The 17,998-nt window shown below is 70.6% G+C and carries 19 protein-coding genes; 6 read left to right on the top strand and 13 right to left on the bottom strand.

The genetic code is table 11. From position 1 onward, the window contains the following. Window positions 1-135: 135 nt before the first annotated feature. From E5671_RS19410 to E5671_RS19420, 3 genes are all read right to left on the bottom strand, one after another. Window positions 136-927, bottom strand: a complete 792-nt coding sequence (locus tag E5671_RS19410; protein ID WP_160505232.1) for a UTRA domain-containing protein — start codon at window positions 925-927, stop codon at window positions 136-138. A 107-nt stretch (window positions 928-1,034) separates the two neighbouring features. Further along, on the bottom strand, window positions 1,035-1,919 hold the full coding sequence (locus E5671_RS19415) for a hypothetical protein (RefSeq protein WP_160505233.1): 885 nt from the start codon (window positions 1,917-1,919) through the stop codon (window positions 1,035-1,037). Between the two features lie 522 nt (window positions 1,920-2,441). Continuing rightward, window positions 2,442-3,575 carry an ROK family transcriptional regulator gene (locus E5671_RS19420; protein WP_160510285.1) on the bottom strand — a complete coding sequence of 378 codons (1,134 nt, stop codon included), beginning with the start codon at window positions 3,573-3,575 and terminating at the stop codon, window positions 2,442-2,444. Between the two features lie 122 nt (window positions 3,576-3,697). Here E5671_RS19420 and E5671_RS19425 point away from each other — a divergent pair, with 122 nt between their 5' ends. Then, the gene (locus tag E5671_RS19425) at window positions 3,698-4,786 is read left to right on the top strand and encodes a Gfo/Idh/MocA family protein (protein WP_160505234.1); all 1,089 of its coding nucleotides are present in this window, start codon (window positions 3,698-3,700) and stop codon (window positions 4,784-4,786) included. Then, window positions 4,783-5,250: a heme-degrading domain-containing protein gene (locus E5671_RS19430; protein WP_160505235.1), complete on the top strand. Its 468-nt coding sequence runs from the start codon at window positions 4,783-4,785 to the stop codon at window positions 5,248-5,250. The genes E5671_RS19425 and E5671_RS19430 overlap by 4 nt, the downstream gene beginning before the upstream one ends. A gap of 138 nt (window positions 5,251-5,388) precedes the next feature. Here the strand turns inward: E5671_RS19430 and E5671_RS19435 are convergent, their stop codons facing one another. The 4 genes from E5671_RS19435 to E5671_RS19450 form a co-directional block, all read right to left on the bottom strand. Beyond that, on the bottom strand, window positions 5,389-6,246 hold the full coding sequence (locus E5671_RS19435) for a fumarylacetoacetate hydrolase family protein (protein WP_160505236.1): 858 nt from the start codon (window positions 6,244-6,246) through the stop codon (window positions 5,389-5,391). Window positions 6,247-6,387: 141 nt separating this feature from the next. Next, a complete protein-coding gene (locus tag E5671_RS19440; RefSeq protein ID WP_202122090.1) occupies window positions 6,388-7,173 on the bottom strand; it encodes a YidC/Oxa1 family membrane protein insertase in 786 nt (261 codons plus the stop codon). 120 nt (window positions 7,174-7,293) lie between these two features. Further along, window positions 7,294-7,614, bottom strand: coding sequence for a DUF6412 domain-containing protein (locus E5671_RS19445; RefSeq protein ID WP_160505237.1), 321 nt, complete (start codon window positions 7,612-7,614; stop codon window positions 7,294-7,296). 50 nt (window positions 7,615-7,664) lie between these two features. After that, entirely contained in the window at window positions 7,665-8,195 is a 531-nt protein-coding gene (locus E5671_RS19450) for a winged helix-turn-helix transcriptional regulator (protein WP_160505238.1), read from the bottom strand. A gap of 131 nt (window positions 8,196-8,326) precedes the next feature. Here E5671_RS19450 and E5671_RS19455 point away from each other — a divergent pair, with 131 nt between their 5' ends. Then, entirely contained in the window at window positions 8,327-9,733 is a 1,407-nt protein-coding gene (locus E5671_RS19455; protein WP_160505239.1) for an MFS transporter, read from the top strand. A gap of 12 nt (window positions 9,734-9,745) precedes the next feature. Here E5671_RS19455 and E5671_RS19460 read toward each other — a convergent pair whose 3' ends face one another. Next, window positions 9,746-10,513, bottom strand: a complete 768-nt coding sequence (locus E5671_RS19460; RefSeq protein WP_336605787.1) for a class E sortase — start codon at window positions 10,511-10,513, stop codon at window positions 9,746-9,748. 264 nt (window positions 10,514-10,777) lie between these two features. Here E5671_RS19460 and E5671_RS19465 point away from each other — a divergent pair, with 264 nt between their 5' ends. Continuing rightward, window positions 10,778-11,803 carry an SEC-C domain-containing protein gene (locus E5671_RS19465; protein WP_160505241.1) on the top strand — a complete coding sequence of 342 codons (1,026 nt, stop codon included), beginning with the start codon at window positions 10,778-10,780 and terminating at the stop codon, window positions 11,801-11,803. A 76-nt stretch (window positions 11,804-11,879) separates the two neighbouring features. Here the strand turns inward: E5671_RS19465 and E5671_RS47425 are convergent, their stop codons facing one another. After that, on the bottom strand, window positions 11,880-12,863 hold the full coding sequence (locus tag E5671_RS47425) for a YDG/SRA domain-containing protein (RefSeq protein ID WP_160505242.1): 984 nt from the start codon (window positions 12,861-12,863) through the stop codon (window positions 11,880-11,882). Window positions 12,864-13,109: 246 nt separating this feature from the next. Between E5671_RS47425 and E5671_RS19475 the strand changes: the two genes are divergently transcribed. Continuing rightward, complete coding sequence (locus E5671_RS19475; RefSeq protein WP_160505243.1) at window positions 13,110-14,225, top strand: DNA cytosine methyltransferase; 1,116 nt, start codon at window positions 13,110-13,112, stop codon at window positions 14,223-14,225. A 239-nt stretch (window positions 14,226-14,464) separates the two neighbouring features. On the opposite strand, the gene E5671_RS19480 is transcribed toward E5671_RS19475, so the two are convergent. From E5671_RS19480 to E5671_RS19490, 3 genes are all read right to left on the bottom strand, one after another. Next, entirely contained in the window at window positions 14,465-14,881 is a 417-nt protein-coding gene (locus tag E5671_RS19480; protein WP_160505244.1) for a hypothetical protein, read from the bottom strand. A gap of 212 nt (window positions 14,882-15,093) precedes the next feature. Next, complete coding sequence (locus E5671_RS46315; RefSeq protein ID WP_237330196.1) at window positions 15,094-15,393, bottom strand: hypothetical protein; 300 nt, start codon at window positions 15,391-15,393, stop codon at window positions 15,094-15,096. 228 nt (window positions 15,394-15,621) lie between these two features. Next, window positions 15,622-16,911: an FAD-dependent oxidoreductase gene (locus E5671_RS19490; protein ID WP_160505245.1), complete on the bottom strand. Its 1,290-nt coding sequence runs from the start codon at window positions 16,909-16,911 to the stop codon at window positions 15,622-15,624. Window positions 16,912-17,106: 195 nt separating this feature from the next. On the opposite strand from E5671_RS19490, the gene E5671_RS19495 reads away from it, so the two are divergent. Continuing rightward, window positions 17,107-17,418, top strand: a complete 312-nt coding sequence (locus E5671_RS19495; protein WP_160505246.1) for a hypothetical protein — start codon at window positions 17,107-17,109, stop codon at window positions 17,416-17,418. 39 nt (window positions 17,419-17,457) lie between these two features. Here E5671_RS19495 and E5671_RS19500 read toward each other — a convergent pair whose 3' ends face one another. Beyond that, window positions 17,458-17,979 (bottom strand): hypothetical protein, encoded by a 522-nt coding sequence (locus tag E5671_RS19500; protein ID WP_237330197.1) that lies wholly within the window; start codon window positions 17,977-17,979, stop codon window positions 17,458-17,460. Between the last annotated feature and the right edge of the window lie 19 nt (window positions 17,980-17,998).

Genomic DNA, 17,998 nt, shown 5'->3' on the forward strand with positions numbered 1-17,998 from the left:
CCTGGGGACGAGTGACCCGCTGCGGTCCTGTCGGCAACGGGATGGTGAACGGCCACCCAAGGTTGGCCTAGACCCGTTATGTTCTCGTTATCAAGGTGACGGTGGGAAGAGGAGCCCGAGGAGCCCGCCGACGGGTCAGCCGCCGTTGCCCAGGTGGGTGGTGAAGGAGAACCGGTCACCGCGGTAGAGGGTGCGGACCCGCTCCAGCGGGTGTCCTGACGTGTCCCGTGAGACGCGGTGGATCAGCAGCATGGGCAGCGCGGGAGGGGTGCCGATGAGGAGAGCCTCGCGGGGGGTGGCGAGGACGGTCTCGATGCGTTCGTCGGCGTCGCCGAAGGAGATGCCGAGCTGGTCGCGCAGGTAGGCGTAGAAGGAGGAGTCGGGCTCGAACTCCCGGTCGAGAGCGGGGACTCGGGCAACGGAGACGTACGTACTTTCGAGCCCCACCCGCTCGTCGTCGGCGAGCAGCACGCGCTCCATGTGCCAGACGGGCTCGCCGTGATCGACGCCGATCTCGGCGGCAAGTGCTTCCGGGGCGGGGAAACGATCGAGGGAGATGAGATTTCGCCCGGGGATACGCCCCTGCCGCCGTACGCCTTCCGTGTAGCTCGCGAGGGACAGCGGCTGCTCCAGCTTGGGGCCCGCGACGACGGTGCCGCGCCCCTGCCGGCGCAGCCGCCCTTCGAGCAGCAGCTCACGCAGCGCCTGCCGCACGGTCTCCCGCGCGACCTCGTACCGCACGGCGAGATCCCGCTCGGTCGGCAGCGTCTGCCCGTCCCCCAACTCCTCTATCAGCTCGGCGATCCGGGCCTTCACCGCGTAGTACTTCGGGATGCGGCCGTGCTCGGGAATGCCGGAGCGGATGGGGGCGCCGGGGGCCTGGCCGAGCAGGTGCGAGGGAGAGTGCGGGGGGTTCGGGTTGTCCACCCAGGGATGTTCGCAGACGGATGTGAACGGGCGGGTGAACGGAGGGGGTGGCGGGGGGTGGTGGCCCCCCAGGGGGGGGTGGTGGGCGGCGGCTTCGCGTGCGGGGCTCAGCGCCTGCGCGCGCCCCGCAGCCGCCGGGTCCCAGCGACGAGTGCCCACCCCCCGGCGAACAGTGCGCCGGCGACGGCACTGACGCCGAGCAGGGCTCGGGGACCCGTGGCGGCGAGTTCATCGGCGTACGAGAACCCTCCGGCGTCGGAGCGCTCATGGCCGCCGTCGCCGTCCGGGACGTCACGACCCTCGGGCCCGACGCCCCCGCTCTCGTCGCTGTCGGTACCGGTGGCCCCGCCCCCGTCCCCGCTCCCATCGCCACCGCCATCACCCATGCCGATACCGAAGGGATAGTCCTCCGACTCGCCCACCCAGTCCCCGTCGTCGTCACGGCGCTGGACGACGGCGGCGGAGATGACGGCACGCTCGGAACGGGCCTCGGAGGTGAACGAGAGCCGCACCTTGACGGTGAGGGTCCGTCCCGCCTTGACCGTGAACCCGGGGAATCCGTCGTCGAAGACGCCGACGTTCTCGTCCCGGTCGGTCCGCTCGAACGCGACGGGACGCCAGCGCGTGCCGTCGTGGAACTCCAACTGGACCTGGCGGGCGCGCAGTTCGCGCTCCTTGTCGACGATGACGACGACCGGGTGGATGTTCCCGCAACTGCCTCGGGTGGTGTTGGCCAACTCGACGGACCACTTCCGGTAGCCGCCTCCGGCCTCGTAGGTGGCGGGCCCTCCCCGGATCCGCGTCCCGATGGGAAAGCCGTCGCCGCTGGGGTCGGAGCAGGTGGGGGGCTGGGCCGCGTGAGGCCGCTGCACCACCGCGGCCACTGCCGCGGCATCGCTCGTCGGCACCCCTCCCGCAACCCCGCCCCCGGTCACGAGCGCGGCGGCGGCAGCGGCGGTGATGCCGGAGGCGAGAGAGCGGCGGAGTCGCATGAGGGGCCTTTGCTGGGCGCGGGGCGGCGGGGCGTTGGGGGGCGGCGGGGCCTAGGCCCATATGACACGGCTCATGGCCCGCGACCTTGCCACGCCCCAGGCCGCCCCCGAGTACGCCACAACCCCGTACCGCCGACTGCCCCGCGCAAATTCCTCCTATCAGCCGACTTTCCACTGATCCCGATTGCCGAGCCCCTGGCCCCGAGCCACCGAAAACACCCCCGAGCAGCACCGCGCCCCAAAGGGGCGCGGGGAACTGCGCGCCCAACCCCACACACCCGCGCCAAAAGGCCGACCCCCCCCTAGCCCGCAGACGCACCCCCACCCAACACCCCCCCCCGCGAGCCACCACCCGCCCAGCAGAGCCCCCAGCCCTGGCCCGCCAGAAGCACCCCCGAGCAGCACCGCCCTCCCCAGGGGCGGGGGGAACTGCGCGCCCAACCCCCACACACCCGCAGCAAAAGACCAAGACCCAAACCCCAGGCCCCAAACCCCAGGCCTCAGGCCCCAACCCCCAGCCCCCTACCCCCGCCCCACCGGAAACGCCACATCCGCCCGGCCGAACAATGGCGCGAGGAGCAGTTGCGCGGCGCCCTCCGCGACGCCCCGCTCTCCCCCGGACGCGACGGCGACCGGGACCTCCGTTCCGCCTCCGCCACGCCTCGCTCGCTCGGTCACCACCGCGCCCACGCCTCGTACGAAGCACTCCTCGTCCGCCAGGACAGCCCGGCCGCCGAGCAGTACGAGGTCGATGTCGAGCAGGCTGACCAAGTTCCCCGCCCCCGCCCCCAGGACCCGCGCCGCCTCGTCCAGATCACCTCGCGCGACCGCCGCCAGGCACAGCGCCTCGATGCAGCCGCGGTCGCCGCACTCGCACTCCGGGCCGTCCAGCTGAATCACCTGGTGCCCGAACTCGCCCGCCCCCGTCCGCGCCCCGCGGTAGAGGCCCCCGCCCAGCACGAGGCCCGCGCCGAGCCCCGTCCCGAGGTGCAGATACGCGAAGGACTCCGCCACCCCGCCCAGCGCGAGGCCGAGCGCCGCCGCGTTCGTGTCCTTGTCCACGACGACCGGCAGCCCGAGCCGCCCGGCGAACGCGTCCCGCAGCGGGAACCCGTCCCACGCGGGGAAACCGGTCACGCGATGCAGCACCCCGTCGGAGTGGTCGAGCGGACCGGGCAGCGCGACCCCGACGCCGAGCAGCCCCGCGCCGCCGGCCGGCGGCACCTCGCCCGCCCCCAAGTCCCGCACCACCCCCACCGCCGCGTCCACCACCGCCTCCGCACCAGCCGCGAAATCCAGCGGCGCCCGGCGTTCCGCGACCACGTGGCCGGTGAGGTCGACCAGGACCGCCGTCAGCTCGTCGCGGTCCAGGTGGAGGCCGATCGCGTGGCCCGCGTCCGGGACGAGGCGCAGCAGCGTCCGCGGCTTGCCGCCCGTCGAGGCGCGCCGGCCCGCCTCCGCCGCGAGACCCTCCGTACGCAGCCGCGCGGTGATCTTGCTGACGGCCTGCGGCGTGAGCCCCGTGCGCTCGGCCAGTTCGAGGCGGCTTATGCCGCCGTCCCCCGCCGTGCGCAGCAGGTCGAGCACAAGAGCGGCGTTGTGCCCGCGCAGCGCCGGCAGGTTCACCCCGGCGCCCGTCCTGCCACCGCTCCCCATACCCGCCCTCGCCTTATCAGTGCTGTTCACACCCCCATTGTCGCCCGCGCTTGCGCTTTGGCAACACCGTTGCTTAAGTGGAACGCATGACTGGTATGACAGGCACGACTGGGATGACAGGCATGACTGGTACAGGCTCAGGCTCCCCGCTACGCGTCGCCCTCATCGGATACGGCCTCGCGGGCTCCGTCTTCCACGCCCCGCTGATCGCCGCCACCGAGGGCCTCGCCCTCGACACGGTCGTCACGTCGAACCCCGAGCGGCAGGCGCAGGCCCGCGCCGAGTTCGGTGACGGACTGAACTTCGCCGCATCGGCCGACGACCTCTGGGCCCGCGCGGACGAGCTCGACCTGGTGGTGATCGCGTCCCCGAACAAGACGCACGTCGCGCTCGCGACCGCCGCCCTCAAGGCAGGCCTCCCGGTCGTCGTGGACAAGCCGATCGCGGGCACCGCCGCCGAGGCCCGCGAGCTCGCGGCGCTCGCCGACGACCGCGGCCTTCTCCTCTCCGTCTTCCAGAACCGCCGCTGGGACAACGACTTCCGCACCCTCCAGAAGCTCATCGCCGACGGCGAGCTCGGCGACGTATGGCGCTTCGAGTCCCGCTTCGAGCGGTGGCGCCCGCAGCCCAAGGGCGGCTGGCGCGAGTCCGGGAACCCCGAAGAGATCGGAGGTCTCCTCTACGACCTCGGGTCCCACGTCGTCGACCAGGCGCTCGTACTCTTCGGCCCGGCGCGGTCCGTGTACGCGGAGTCCGACGTCCGCCGCTCCGGCGCCGAGGCCGACGACGACACGTTCATCGCGATCACGCACGAGAACGGCGTCCGCTCTCACCTGTACGTGAGCGCCACCACTGCCCAACTCGGCCCGCGCTTCCGCGCGTTGGGCTCGGCGGCGGGTTATGTGAAGTACGGCCTCGACCCGCAGGAAGCCGCACTCCGTGACGGCAAGCGACCCACGGACGAGGGCAGTTGGGGTGAGGAACTCGAAGGCATGTGGGGCCGGGTCGGCTCCGGCGAGTCCCCGCTGACCGGCGGCGGCAACCCGGTCAGGACGCTGCCGGGCGACTACCCCGCGTACTACGCGGCCGTGGCCGCCGCGCTCCGGGGCGCAGGCGAGAACCCGGTCTCCGCGCACGAGGCCGCAGCGGCCCTCGACGTCCTGGAGGCGGCGCGCCGCTCGGCCCGCGACGGTGTGACGGTGGTCGTATGACGACGCCTGCCGCACCGACAGTGGAAGAGCTGGAGACCCAGGAACTCCGCCTGGTACTCCCCCACTTCACGCACGAGGACGCCTGGGCGCTCGGCACTCTCCTGGTCGATCTGGCCCGCGAACGCCAGGCCCCAGTCGCGATCGACATCACCCGGAACGGCCAACAGCTCTTCCACGCGGCGCTGCCCGGATCCACCCCGGACAACGACGCCTGGATCGCCCGCAAGCGCCGCGTCGTCGAACGTTACGGCTGCTCGTCGTTCCTGGTCGGCACGCGCTTCCGCGCCAAGGGGACGACGTTCGAGGAGTCCTCGCGCCTGGACCCGGACGTGTACGCGGCGCACGGCGGCGCGTTCCCGATCGCGGTGCGGGGCGCGGGCGTGATCGGCACGGTGGTGGTGTCCGGGCTTCCACAGGCGGCGGACCACGCGATGGTGGTCGAGGCACTGGAGCGGTTCACGTAAGCCGCGGGTACGCCCCGTCAGGGGCGCGGGGAAGCTCGCCCAGCCACGACGCACCCGCGGAGCGGCGTCGACGGAGGCCCACTCCGCCGACGCCGCTCCGGGGCGCCACGAATCCGCCGCGCCCCCCGCCCCGAAGGGCTACGCGTCCTTCAGTTCCTGACGCTGCTTGCCGAGCCCCTCGATCTCCAGCTCCACCACATCACCGGCCCGCAGATACGGCTTCGGCTCCGGCTGTCCCATGGCCACACCCGCCGGCGTACCGGTGTTGATGACATCGCCCGGGTACAGCGTCATGAACTGGCTTACGTAGCGCACCACTTCGGCCACCGGGAAGATCTGCTGGGCGGTGGTCCCGTCCTGCTTCAGCTCGCCGTTGACCCAGAGCTTCAGGGACAGCGCCTGCGGGTCGGGGACCTCGTCCGCCGTCACCAGCCACGGGCCCAGCGGGTTGAACGTCTCGCAGTTCTTGCCCTTGTCCCAGGTGCCGCCGCGCTCGATCTGGAACTCCCGCTCCGACACGTCGTGCGACACCGCGTATCCGGCGACGTGCGCGAGCGCCTGCTCGTCGGACTCCAGGTAGCGCGCGGTGCGCCCGATGACGATCGCGAGCTCGACCTCCCAGTCGGTCTTGACCGACTTGCGCGGCACCAGGACCGTGTCGTTCGGGCCGACCACCGTGTCCGCCGCCTTGAAGAAGATGACGGGCTCGGAGGGCGGCGTCGCCCCGGTCTCCTGCGCGTGGTCGTGGTAGTTGAGCCCGATGCACACGACCTTGCCGATCCGCCCCACGGGCGGCCCGACCCGCAGCCCCGCCGCGTCGAGCGCGGGCAGCTCGCCCGACTCGGCTGCGGACCGGATCCGGTCGAGGGCCGCCGCGTCGGCGAGCAGCGACCCGTCGATGTCCGTGACGGTCCCTGAAAGGTCCCGCAGCGTGCCTTCGGCATCGAGCAGCGCCGGGCGCTCGGCCCCTGCCGTACCGACTCGCAGCAGCTTCATGGTCATTCTCCCTTTGGTCGAGCGCGGCCGGTCCGCTGTGACCGTCCGCGTACCCGGCCGATGGGTTGCGGCCATCGGAGGTTTGGCCGATCCTCCAATCTCGCGGTCCACTCCGCAAGACCCTGTTCACAGATCGGACCGTTACCCAGCGGTAGCCAGCGCGCCCGCCCCGGCCCCGTACGGCATGTCGCGGTAGAGCACGGCGCGCTCGACCGCACTCCAGGTGGTGCTGGTGACCACGTACAGGGCGGCGGCGAGCGGCACGAAGGCGACGGTGAAGAGCGTCATGAAGGACATGAACGGCATGACCTTGGTCATCGCACTCATCGCCCCCATGCCGGGCACCTGCTGTCCCGCGTCCCCAACGGGCGTGGCCGCGGCCGACGCGGCCATCTGCTGCTTCGTACGCCGGAAGTTGAAGGTCGCGACGGCGGCGACGATCGCGAAGAGCCCGAGGTAGACGAGGCCCTGCGCCCCGAAGACCCCGCCGTCGCCGAGCGCGTCGGCCCACCGCCCGCCGAGGGGTGCATCGAACAGCTTGTGCTTGAGCAGTGCGTTGGCTTCCCCGCCGATGCTGGAGCTGGAGAACAGGTGGTAGAGCAGGAAGAACGCCGGAAGCTGGAACAGGCTCGGCAGGCACCCGGAGAGCGGCGAGACCTTCTCCGCCGCGTGCAGCTCAAGGACCGCCTTCTGCAGCTTCTCGGGGTTCTTGGCGTGCTTCTTGCGCAACTCGGCGATCTGCGGCGAGAGCTTGGCGCGCGCCTTCTGGCCACGGGCCGACGCCCGCGACAAGGGGTGGACGAGGAGTCGTACGCACGCGGTGAAGAGCACGATGGCGGCGGCCATCGCGGAGGCGTGGAAGAGGGGTTCGAGGAGGTCGGCGATGGAGCCGACCAAGTCGGCGAAAAGGGACATGAAATCGGGCAGGAAGCCAAACATGGAGGAGCCCTCCGGGGGGTCTCGTCGTGCCGAGGAAAAGGGGCAGATGCTCTTTTCGGCGTGACGGCCCGCGAAGGGGGCTTCGGGTTTCCGGTGGTCCGGTGCTCCCTACGCGGCCGTCATGACGAGACGGCCCGGTGCTCGGGGTCGCCTGCGCCCGGCGGCGTCGGGATCGCGCTGCGGCAGGAACGCCGTGCGCTTCTCGCGGTCGCGGATGGCCGTACGTACCCGAGTGCGGGGCACGGCGGGAGCGCAGCGCGCGGCGATCAGCGAGCAGACGGCGAGCGCGGAGCCCGCGGCGGCGGTCGCGGCGAGCGCGACGGCGGCGGTGAGGCTGCTCGCGTCGAGGAGGACGACCTCGACGAGGAGGAAGAGGAGGAGACCGGTGGGGCGGAGGGCGGCTTTCCAGCTGCGCATCGCGTCCTGCATTTACCGGCCCTCCCTCGCCACTCGTTGATACGTCCTATCGCGTACTGCCGTTATACAGGATCCGTCTCCACGGCCGTAAGGAGCCTTCGGGGCGCGAGCAGCGCCCGGCTGACCGGATCGGAGGGGTCCGGATCGAGCCCGGGTCCTGGCACCATCTCGACGTCCTCGACGGGTACGAGGATTCCGCAGGCCGGACATTCCCCGACGAGCCCGAGCTCCGTACCGCACTCCGCATGCCGGAAGTACCGCGGCGGCTTCGTCTCCGAGAAGTTGTCGCGCCCCCAGGTGCCGAGCGCGCGCAGGGTCGGCCAGAGGGCGCGGCCCCGCTCCGTCACGACGTACTCGTGCCGCGAGGGCGCCTGCGCGCACGGCCGCTTCTCCAGGACGCCGGCCGCGGTGAGCGACTGGAGGCGCGAGGCGAGGACCGCGCGGGGGATGCCGAGGTGGACGAGGAAGTCGTTGTAGCGCCGCACCCCGTAGAGCGCGTCACGGACGACGAGCAGCGTCCAGCGCTCCCCGACGACCTCCAGCGCGCGGGCGATGGAGCATTCCTGCGCCGCGTAGTCCTTGCCGAGAGCCATGGGTCCACCTTAACGACTTTCCACTGCCAAGGTTCAATGAATGAACTCGCCCTGCTACGGTCATCGGGCAGGGCAGGTTCAATGACTGAACCTGCCTTCTCGGACTCTGATGCCCCCTGGAGGAGCAGGCCATGCCGCCACGGCCAGAACGCACCGCAGCCGCCGTCATCTCGGCACCGTCCACGGCCCCGCCGGTCCACCCGCGCCCCGCCGCCACACTCGCCGTCACCAGCGCGGCCACCGCCGTGGCCCTGATGACGTACACCGCGCCGATGGTCACGCTCCCGGACACGGCGGCCTCCCTGCACACGCCGCTCTCCGCCCAGGCCTGGCTGCTCAACGGCACCCCGCTGGGCCTGGCCGCCCTGCTCCTGGTGGCGGGCAGTCTCGCCGACGACTACGGCCGCCGCCGGATCTTCCTCTCCGGGACGGTCGCGCTCGGCATCACCACGGCGCTCGGCGCGCTCGCCTCGTCGACCTGGCTGTTCACGCTGGCCCGCGTCGCCCAGGGCGCGGCGAGCGCGGCGATCCTGGCGGCCAGCCTCGGCCTGCTGGTGCACGCGTTCCCGGCGGGGCCCGCCCGGATCAGGGCGACCGGCATCTGGGGAGCGTTCGTGAGCGGCGGCATCGCTGTGGGCCCGGTCCTCGCGGGCGGCATAGCGTCACAGTGGAACTGGCGTTGGTCGTACGTGGCGTTGGGGGCGGCGGCGCTCGCGGTGGCCGCCTTCGCCCCGCGCACGCTGACGGAATCGCGCGCCCCACGCGGCGGCCGCCCGGACCTCGCGGGGGCGCTGACGCTGGGCCTCGCGCTGGTGGCGCTGGTGGCGGCGCTGACGCTGGGCAGGGACGGCTGGCTGCGTACGCCGGTGACGGTACTGCTCGTGGCGGCAGCCGTCCTGATCACGGCGTTCGCGGCGGTGGAACAGCGGTCGGCGGCCCCCATGCTCGACCTGGCCCTGCTCCGCCAGGCACCGTTCCTCGCGTCATCGGCGGGCGGCTTCTTCACGGGCTTCGCGGTGATCGCGCTGTTCAGCTACCTCCCGACACTCCTGCAGCAGACGCTCCCCATGTCGGCGATGGCCACGGCGCTCCTGCTCATGATCTGGTCGGGCACGTCATTCCTGGTGGCCTTGCAGGCGCGCCGCCTGGCGGGCAAGATCTCGCCCCGCCACCAACTGGCCCTGGGCTTCGCCCTGCACGCGGCGGCGGTCCTGACGATGCTGTCCGCGGTGGACGCGGGCCCGTGGCCGCTGCTTCTGCCCGGCCTCGTGATCTCGGGCGCGGGCAGCGGCTTCCTGAACGCGGCGCTCCCCTTGCTGGCCGTCACCTCCGTCCCGCCCGACCGGGCGGCGATGGGCTCGGGGGCCAACAACACGGCGCGGTACATCGGTTCGGCGGCGGGAGTGGCGCTGATGATCGCGATATCGACGTCGGGGGGCTCGCTGGCCCGTGGGGCGCAGATGGCGCTGGTGGTGTCGGCGGTCCTGGCCGTGGTGGGGGCGGCGCTGGTGTGGGCGCTGCGGGAGCGTCGGCGCTGACCCCGGGGGGCCTCACCTCGGCCGCATGGACTGCAGCTTCCCCCACACGATGAGCCGGTACTTGGAGGTGTACTCGGGGGTGCAGGTGGTGAGGGTGATGTAGTACCCGGGAGAGCTGTACCCGTGCCCCGCCTTCACTTCGCTGCGGGGGACGGGGCGGATGACGCCGCTGTCACGGGCGGAAGTCTGGGCCAGCGTCTTGTCGACGACGTACGTGTAGATGGCCTTCTGGGTCTCGACGACAAGCTCGTCACCGCCCCGCAGCCGATTGATGCGGCGAAAGGGCTCTCCATGGGTATTGCGATGCCCGGCGAGCGCGAAGTTCCCCCCTTGGCCGGGCTGGGCGGTGCGCGGGTAATGCCCGACGTACCCCTTGTTCAGCACGCCGCCCTTGCTGACGCCCTCGGCGACGGGCACGCGGATCGCGATCCGGGGGATGCGGAGGACGGCGTAGGCCTGGTCCCAGCGGGGCGCGGGGGTGGGGTCGGGGGCGGCTTGCTGACGGCGGCCGGGGCGCTGCTCGGAGGGTCCACCGGAGCCGGAGGTACGCGATTCGGGGTCGGAGTCGGGGTCAGGGTCAGGGTCGGGGTGAGACTCGGCAGCGGCTCCAGGCGGCGCGGAAGGGGACGGGCTCCCCCACTCCTCCTCAAGGGCCTGAACCTGGCGCTCGGCGCCTTCGCGGGCCTGGCGATTGGTCCACCAGAGCTGATGGGCGACGAGGAGCAGCAGCACGAGCCCGCAGGTGACGGCGGCCTCGGCCGCACCCCACAGCCCTCGCACAAGGGAACTCCTCCGCCCCCTCCGCCCCCTTCGCCCCCTTCGCCCCTGCACGACAACAGGAACCCGCTCCCGCACGGCTACCACTCCTCTCCGGGCCGCCCGCACGATAAAGCCAGACCCGCCAAGTAGCCATGGGCAAGGACCATCGCCGCACCGAGGCGGTATCCCCGTAACCCTGTGTCCCCGTATCCCCGTATCCCCGTATCCCCGTATCCGCACGACAACCCTGCTGTAACGCCCCCACTCGGCAGTACGGTGTCCCGTATGCGCCCCGACACGCCTGCCGACCACATCGCCGAAGCCGAGCGCCTGGAGCGGACTGCCGGCTTGTACCCCGAGGACACCGAGCACCTGCTGCTCCAGGCCGCGGCCCACCTGGAGCTGGCGGGCGAGCGCGACCGCGCGACCACGCTCTACGACCGCCTGCTGGCCCCGGACGCCGCCCACCCGGCGTCGGCCCCGACCCTGATCCGAGCCCTGAAGGCGTCGAACCTCTGGGAGTACGGCCACGAGGCGGAAGCAAGGGCGATCATCGACGGAGTCCGAGCGGCGGCGCCGCGCGACCCGGCCCCGTGGGTGATCGTGGCGGAGTCGCTGGAGGCGCACGACGAACTGACGCAAGCGCAGGAAACATTCACCCAGGCCCTGGAACTCCTCCTCCCCCCTTCGGGTGGGGCGGGCACCCCGTCATACGACCAACGCCCGCTGCTGTTCGGCCGCCACAGGGTGCGCCGCTTGCTGGGCGCTGAGCACGACGCATGGGACGCCCTGGCAGACGAGGTCTCGTCGTCCCCCGTCCCCCTGGACGAACTGCACGACCCCAAACGAATCTGGTCCCTGGGCTCGGACAACCCGGCGGAACTACGAGCGGAGATCTCCAGAATCCAGGCAGAGCTGGGCTCATACAGGGAAGCGCTCTCCCGCCCCTTCCCGGTGGCAGTACTCCACTGGCCGGCAACGGAACTTAGGGAACTCCTGACGGCGTACCCGGCCCTGGAATCGGAATACCCCTCCCACGAGGCCCACTTGGCGACGATAGAGGAGTCACTGAGAGAACTCTCAGCCTCCGGCACCCCCAACCTGGGAATCGTCACAGGCACGGTCCCGTCCTACGAAGCCTTCGCAGCCTCAGAGGGCACCGAACCAACGGACGTCTCCCTACTCCCGCAGTACGCAACGACACTGGCGGCAAGGGGCCGGGCTGTGGGGTGGCCGCCGGAGGCGGGGGCTGGGTGTTGGTGTGGGTCGGGGCGGGCTTATGGGGAGTGTCACGGGGGCGGAACTCCCTAACCACGACGGAACTCCCTAACCACGACGGGGGGCTACCAGACAAGCGACCCGGTATGCCCCCAACGGAGAGGGGCAGCTAGGACTTGCTCCCACTCCCCCACCACTTGCGGTGGTAGCGAACGTAGTCGAGGTGCACCTGGTGCCCCCTCTTCACCGTCAATTTCGGTAGCACGCTTGCACCTTCCCCACCACTGCGTACGACGATCGTCCAGTCGTCCTCGATGAGAATGCTGCCGAGATCAAGGCGTACGTGGCAGTTGGGGCAGAGGCAGAGGATGTTTCGCTCGACGTCCGGCCCTCCGTGCGGATTGCCCAGCGGCTTTATGTGAGCGCCCTCGCTATAGGGCTTCTCATCCGGGCCCACCAGGCGCACGTCACATACCTGGCACCGCCCGTCGTAGAGATCCTTTATGCGCCGTGCCGCTGCAGCATCACGCACCAATCTCTGCACCTGTGTGGTACGGGACTCGGGAATCTTCTCAGCATCGTCGCCGTCCAGTTCCCCTTGTTCCAAAAGTTCGGCGATCCGCTTCTCTACCGGAGTCACCTGTTGCTGTGAGTCGGGGAGTCGGTGGAGATCGAACTGGCAAATCTGGATGGAAGTACCGTCAGGCGCAGGCGACTTGGACGTAGCCGTACGTACCTCCGTGATCTCGTACAAGCCGTCATACCTGTACTGATCACGCAGGGAGTACCGCTCGTCTCCCTTATAGCCGCGGACGATCCGAACGGGGTGCTTCCGCTCGTAGCTCAGGTTGAGAGCCGCATTGTCGGCATACGACCAAGATTGACTCCGCAGGAGCTTCTTCGTCACCGCGTCGCGGTCCTTGTCAGGCGAAGCTCCCGTGTAGCGCACCCACGTCCAGTGGTCCTCGTCGTCTTCGTAACCACCGTTCAGGACGATGGCGTCGGCGACCTTACTGCCGTCCGGATCCCGCAGCGTGGAGATTCCTCGCTGCTGATCACCGTGCAGTTTGGCTCGCAAGACGTCCGCACGGCGATGGAAGACCGCCCCAGGTGCGACGCCGGATATATGACCTATACCTCGTACACTTTCCACTCGCCCATCGTGGAACGCGAGCGATCACCTCGGATGCAGCCACGTCGAAAGTTGACTGATTCTTCACTACGACGTGATCAATCTGACCGAACCTCACCACTGCACTCTCGACGCCACCTCGACGCACGACTGCACCGCGCCCCAGTCATCGCCTGTAACGCACCCCCATACAAGCGAACACATCGCTAGGCTCGGCCAGTTACTCTCCGGCTCCCTTGACTCCCACCGCCGATAGACTCGCTCACCATGACCGTCGTCCCGCCTCACCAACTCCCACTCGCGGGTTTCCACATCGTGGACCTTTTCGCTGGCCCCGGCGGGCTGGGCATGGCCGCTTCCATCCTGGGCATCCCCTCGACGGGGATCGAACGGGATGCGAACGCCGTCATGACACGTGAGGCGGCAGGTCTACAGACCATCCACAGCGACGTGCGCAGTCACAGTCCTGCGGACATCCCCGAAGCGAACGTCCTCACCGGGGGCCCGCCCGTTCAGAGCTTCACCGTCGCCGGCCGCGGAGCTGATCGTCGCGCCCTGGACGACGTGTTGAAGTTTGTCCAGCGGCTGGTCGACCGTGACGCACGCGCCAACATCGATGCGGACCTCGCCGGCATGGACGACGAGCGCACCGGGCTTGTCCTGGAGCCCTTGCGCTGGGCGCTGAACGCCATCGACAGCGACGAGCTGCGCCCCTACGACGCCATCGTCCTCGAGCAGGTGCCCGCGGCCCTCCCTGTCTGGAAGGCGTACGGAGCAGCCCTCGCTGGGGAGGGCTATTCGGTGGACCACGGCATCCTGCACACCGAGGAATTCGGCATCCCACAGACCCGCCGCCGCGCGATCCTCGTCGCCCGACGTGACGGACAAACGGCAGCCCTCCCCTCTCCCACACATCAGCGCTACCGCAAGGGCGCCCCGCGCCCGGCCGGCGATCTCGTGCTCCAGAGCTGGGTGACGATGGAGGACGTCCTAACTGAGCGGACCAGCCCCTTCCAGGTCGTCTCCAACTACGGCACCGGCGGCGATCCCAAGCTCCGCGGCAGGCGCCGCTCCTGCGAACCCGCGCCCACGGTGACCGGCAAGGTCTCCCGCAACCGCATCGTTTCCGACGACACGATGGAGCACGATCTACCCCGGCTGAGCACGAGCGAGGCGGGTCAGCTCCAGACCTTCCCGAAGCGGTTCCCCTGGTCCGGCGGCGACATCCCCCAGCAGATCGGCAACGCTGTTCCTCCTCGCCTCGGCATCCACATCCTCAGCGCCGCGCTCGACCTTGCGTCTCCCGGTGAGGACGTATGGCGCGCCCTCGCCGACTGGTCCCCACGGGTCCGCCACGAGGCCGGTGCCGGCATCCCACACTGAGGTCATGTCAACACCCCCACCCGCCCACCTCCCACTGCTGGCTGGCGAGTCGGACGCCTGGGTCGATTTCGGGGCATCCATACGAGACAGACCTCTCTGCTTGCCGAAGTGCCTGTGGCGGGCGAGCTGCGCTCCGCTGCCGCGGGCGCTCTCGGCGAGTGGGCGGGCGCCCTGCCGTTCCCCGTGGAGCCGAAGCTCTGACCCTCCGGGGCACGGAGCGGCGAGGCGCAGTGGCGGGGTTAGTCGTAGTAGAGGACCGTGCCGCCGCCCTCTGCGTCCGTCGTCGACACCATGAACTCCGCCTTGTTGTTGTTGCCGTCCACGTAGTCCCCGATGTTGTTGAAGGTGAGGCAGCCGCCTGAGGTGGTCTTCGACGCCACCTTCCTCGAGTTGCTTGCGTCGTGCTCCCAGAGGGCGACCGTTTCCTTGAACTGCGTCTTGTCGACGCACGCCATGAAGCTGCCGCCGGTGGAGTGGACGTAGCTGGTGAACCACAAGTGCAGGTCGGTGTCGCGGTGCTTGAATGTGCTGGTGCCTACGTGGTCCCAACCTGCCGACTTGGCCGAGGCATTCGCTATGCCCGAGCCGGCGGCCACCATCACGGAGGCGCAGAGCGCCACCCCGGCAGCCCTGCCCACAGCCTTGAGCTTCTTCATTACTTCAGTCCCTACCCGTGGTGCTTGTGGTGCTTGTGGCGTGCCCCGCCGACTTCCCAAAAGGCAGGCAGCCGTGGGTCCCTCAGGTCCTCGCCTTACCCGGCCCGCCCATCCCAATCCACCCGGTGATCAATCCGATGCCGGACGCGTGCGGACACACGGAAGAGGGCCCGCTCATGGCGGGCCCTCTTCCGTGTGGTGCTTGAGGTGCGTCAGTCGTCGTCGTTGTCGTGCTCGTCGTGGCTGCCCGCGCCGTAGCCCGCGGCATGGGTGATCCCTGCCGGGCCGCCGAGGTTCTCGTAGGCGAAGCCTCGGTGCCAGCCCCGGTCGTGGTGGCCGCCTTCGCCGTGGCCGGCGGCCTTGGTGATTCCGGCGGGGCCGCCGAGGTTCTCGTAGGCGAAGCCTGCCCGCCAGCCCCTGTCGTGGTCGTCATCGGCGAGGGCGGTGCCGCTGGCGCCCAACACTGCGGTGGCCGCGAGAGCGGTGACAGCCAAGGCGGTACGAATACGCATGGGGTCCCTTTCAGGTACGTGATCATCGCGATCATGGGGGTGTGTCCAAGGGACTGCCCTCTTCCCCGACCGCACAGACCCTGCCCCACCGCAATTCACCCGGACAGCCGCCGCCCGCCGCCCGACCGCCGCCCGACCGCCGCGGGCAGCCGCCGAGCGCCCCGGTCGGCCCCGGTCAGCCCCGGACAGCCCCGGACAGACGCCCTTCGGAGGCCCCCCTCCGCCTGCCTATCCGATCCGCTCGTCCCAATCGATCCGGTGGTCGAACTGCCACGCCCCCCACACCGCTCCCCCCGCCCCGCCCACCTTCGTCGCCACCGGCAGCAGAGCGTCTCGGAGGACTCGGCTCACGGGGCCCGCCGGCTTCGGCGTAGCTGTGCGGGCCGCTGCCGACGTGGCCGTCGCCGTAGCCGTCGTGTGTTTCAGGATGCGGTCCACCCTCGGGCGGCGCAGGGTCTCGTACGCCTTGAAGGCCTTGCCCGGGGGCAAGTCCCGTAGGCAGCGGGCCAGTTCCACCGCGCTCTCCGACGCCAGCGACGCACCCTGGCCCGACGTCGGCGACGTCGCGTGCGCCGCGTCGCCGATCAAGATCATGCGACCCCTGCTCCAGGTCCGGACCGGCGGCATCGTCTCCGTCGGGCCCGTGATCAGCAAGTCCTCCGGGAGCGTGTCCCTCACGAGGTCCGGCGCCGCGGTGCGGTCGGCCGTGAACGCCTCTCCCAGGCGCTTCAGCCACTCCCCCGCGCCCACCGCCTGCGCCTCCGTCGACGTCATCGGCTCACGGTGCGGCAGGTTCGCGAACCAGGCCGCCGAACCGTCGTCGAAGATCTGGTAGGCGAAGTACGCCCTCTTGCCGTAGCACATGTACAACACCCCCTCCGTTGAAGGGAGTTCAGTTCTCGGTACGCGTGCCGTGAAGGTGAGCGTTCCCGCGTAGTGCGGCTTCGGGATTGACGGGTCGATCAGTGTTCGCACCGTCGAACGCAAGCCGTCCGCGCCGATCAGGATGTCCGCCCTCGCAAGTGAGCCGTCCGAGAAGCGGGCCGTCACCCCCGTGCCCGTGTCCGTCGCGTCCAACAGGCGCTTGCCCCGGAAAATGGAGATCGCGCGGCGTTCCGCCTCCGCGGCGATCGTCTCGTGCAGCTCCGTCCGCCAGACGAAGCGTGTGGTGGGGAGGTCAGCGGGCGGGGCCAGTTGGGCCAGGTCCCTGCCCGTCCAGCTGCGCAGGCCAAGGGCCGTCACCGGGGTGCCGATCTCGCTCACCAGCTCCGCCGCGTCGATCGCCTCCAGCGCCTGCATGCCGTTCGGGGCGATCGTCATCCCACCGCCCCGGCCACTCGACTTGGCGTCATACGGCTCGTGCGCCTGCGGCTCGTGCGCCTGCGCCTCGTACACCGTCGCCTCGATGCCCGCCTTGCGCAGCGCCATCGCCGCCACCGGTCCTGCGACACCACCCCCGATGACCAGGGCTGTTCGGGTGCGGCTGGCAGCGGTGGTTCGCGTGGTTCGCGCGGTCATCTCTACTATCGGTCCCTCGTCGGTGCGCCTTCGGTCGCGCCGCCGGCCGCAGCGCGCACCCTCACCAACCTACGCGGCGCGGGCCCCCTCGCCGCAAGGCTTCCCGGCAGCGCGTTAGCCTCGGCGACGGACCATCAAGGGACGTATCGGCTGCAAGCATCAGCTGGAAGCCGTGGAAGTGGAAGCGAGGCAGGCGTGGCACAAGTACCCGCAGCAGCAGTGGCCGCCAGTGGGCTCGTCGGCGGGTTCGCCGTCGCCCGGTGGACCAAGAAGCGGCCGCTCGGCGGCGTCGTACTCGCCGCCGCGGGAGCCGCCGCCGCGCAGCAATGGCGTGCCACGGCCGGGGGCAGGACCGCCGCCGCGCTCAGTGCCACGTACGTCGCCGCCTTCGCCGGGTCCCATCCGCTCGCCAAGAAGGTCGGGGCCTGGCCCGCCGTCTTCGCGGTCGCGGGGGGCGTGGGGCTTGCCTCTTGGGTGCTCGCCGATCGGCGCCAGGCGTCCGTCTGACCTCGCTCAGGCCTCGCTCAGGCCTCGCTCAGGCCTCGCTCAGGCCTCGCTGTCCCTGAACAAGCGCGCGAACCCCGCCACCGCAAGCACCCCCGCCCCCATCACCAGCACGAAGAACCCCCACGCCAGCGGCCACACCGCCGCATCCGGCTCCGGGTGGCTGTCGAACGAGACGTACATCAGGGTCGCCGGCGGCCCCGCCACGATCAGCAGCGCCAAGCCGAGGCGGTCACGGAAGCCGAAGTAGGCGGCCAGGGACAGCATCGCGACGGTCAGGCCGGTGATCCCCAGCGCCGTCACCGGTGACGTCTCGTTGATCGCGCCGGGCGTTTCGGGGCGGTTGCGCAGGTCCCAGGGCAGGCAGAGGAGGTACGCCGCCACCGCGAGGCCCGCGCCCACCGCGCGCGTCGTCCAGCGGCGCAGGGGCGGGGTGCCGGGCAGGGGCGTCAGCAGGTTCCTCGGGTTCATGGGGCTCACGTCGTGGCGGGGGGTCATGCGCGGGCTTATGCGCAGCCTCGTCCGCGGGCTCATGTGCATCGACTTCATCGACTTTGCCGTCATGCGTACGAGCCTGCCGACC

The organism is Streptomyces sp. BA2, from assembly GCF_009769735.1.
GTDB lineage: Bacteria > Actinomycetota > Actinomycetes > Streptomycetales > Streptomycetaceae > Streptomyces.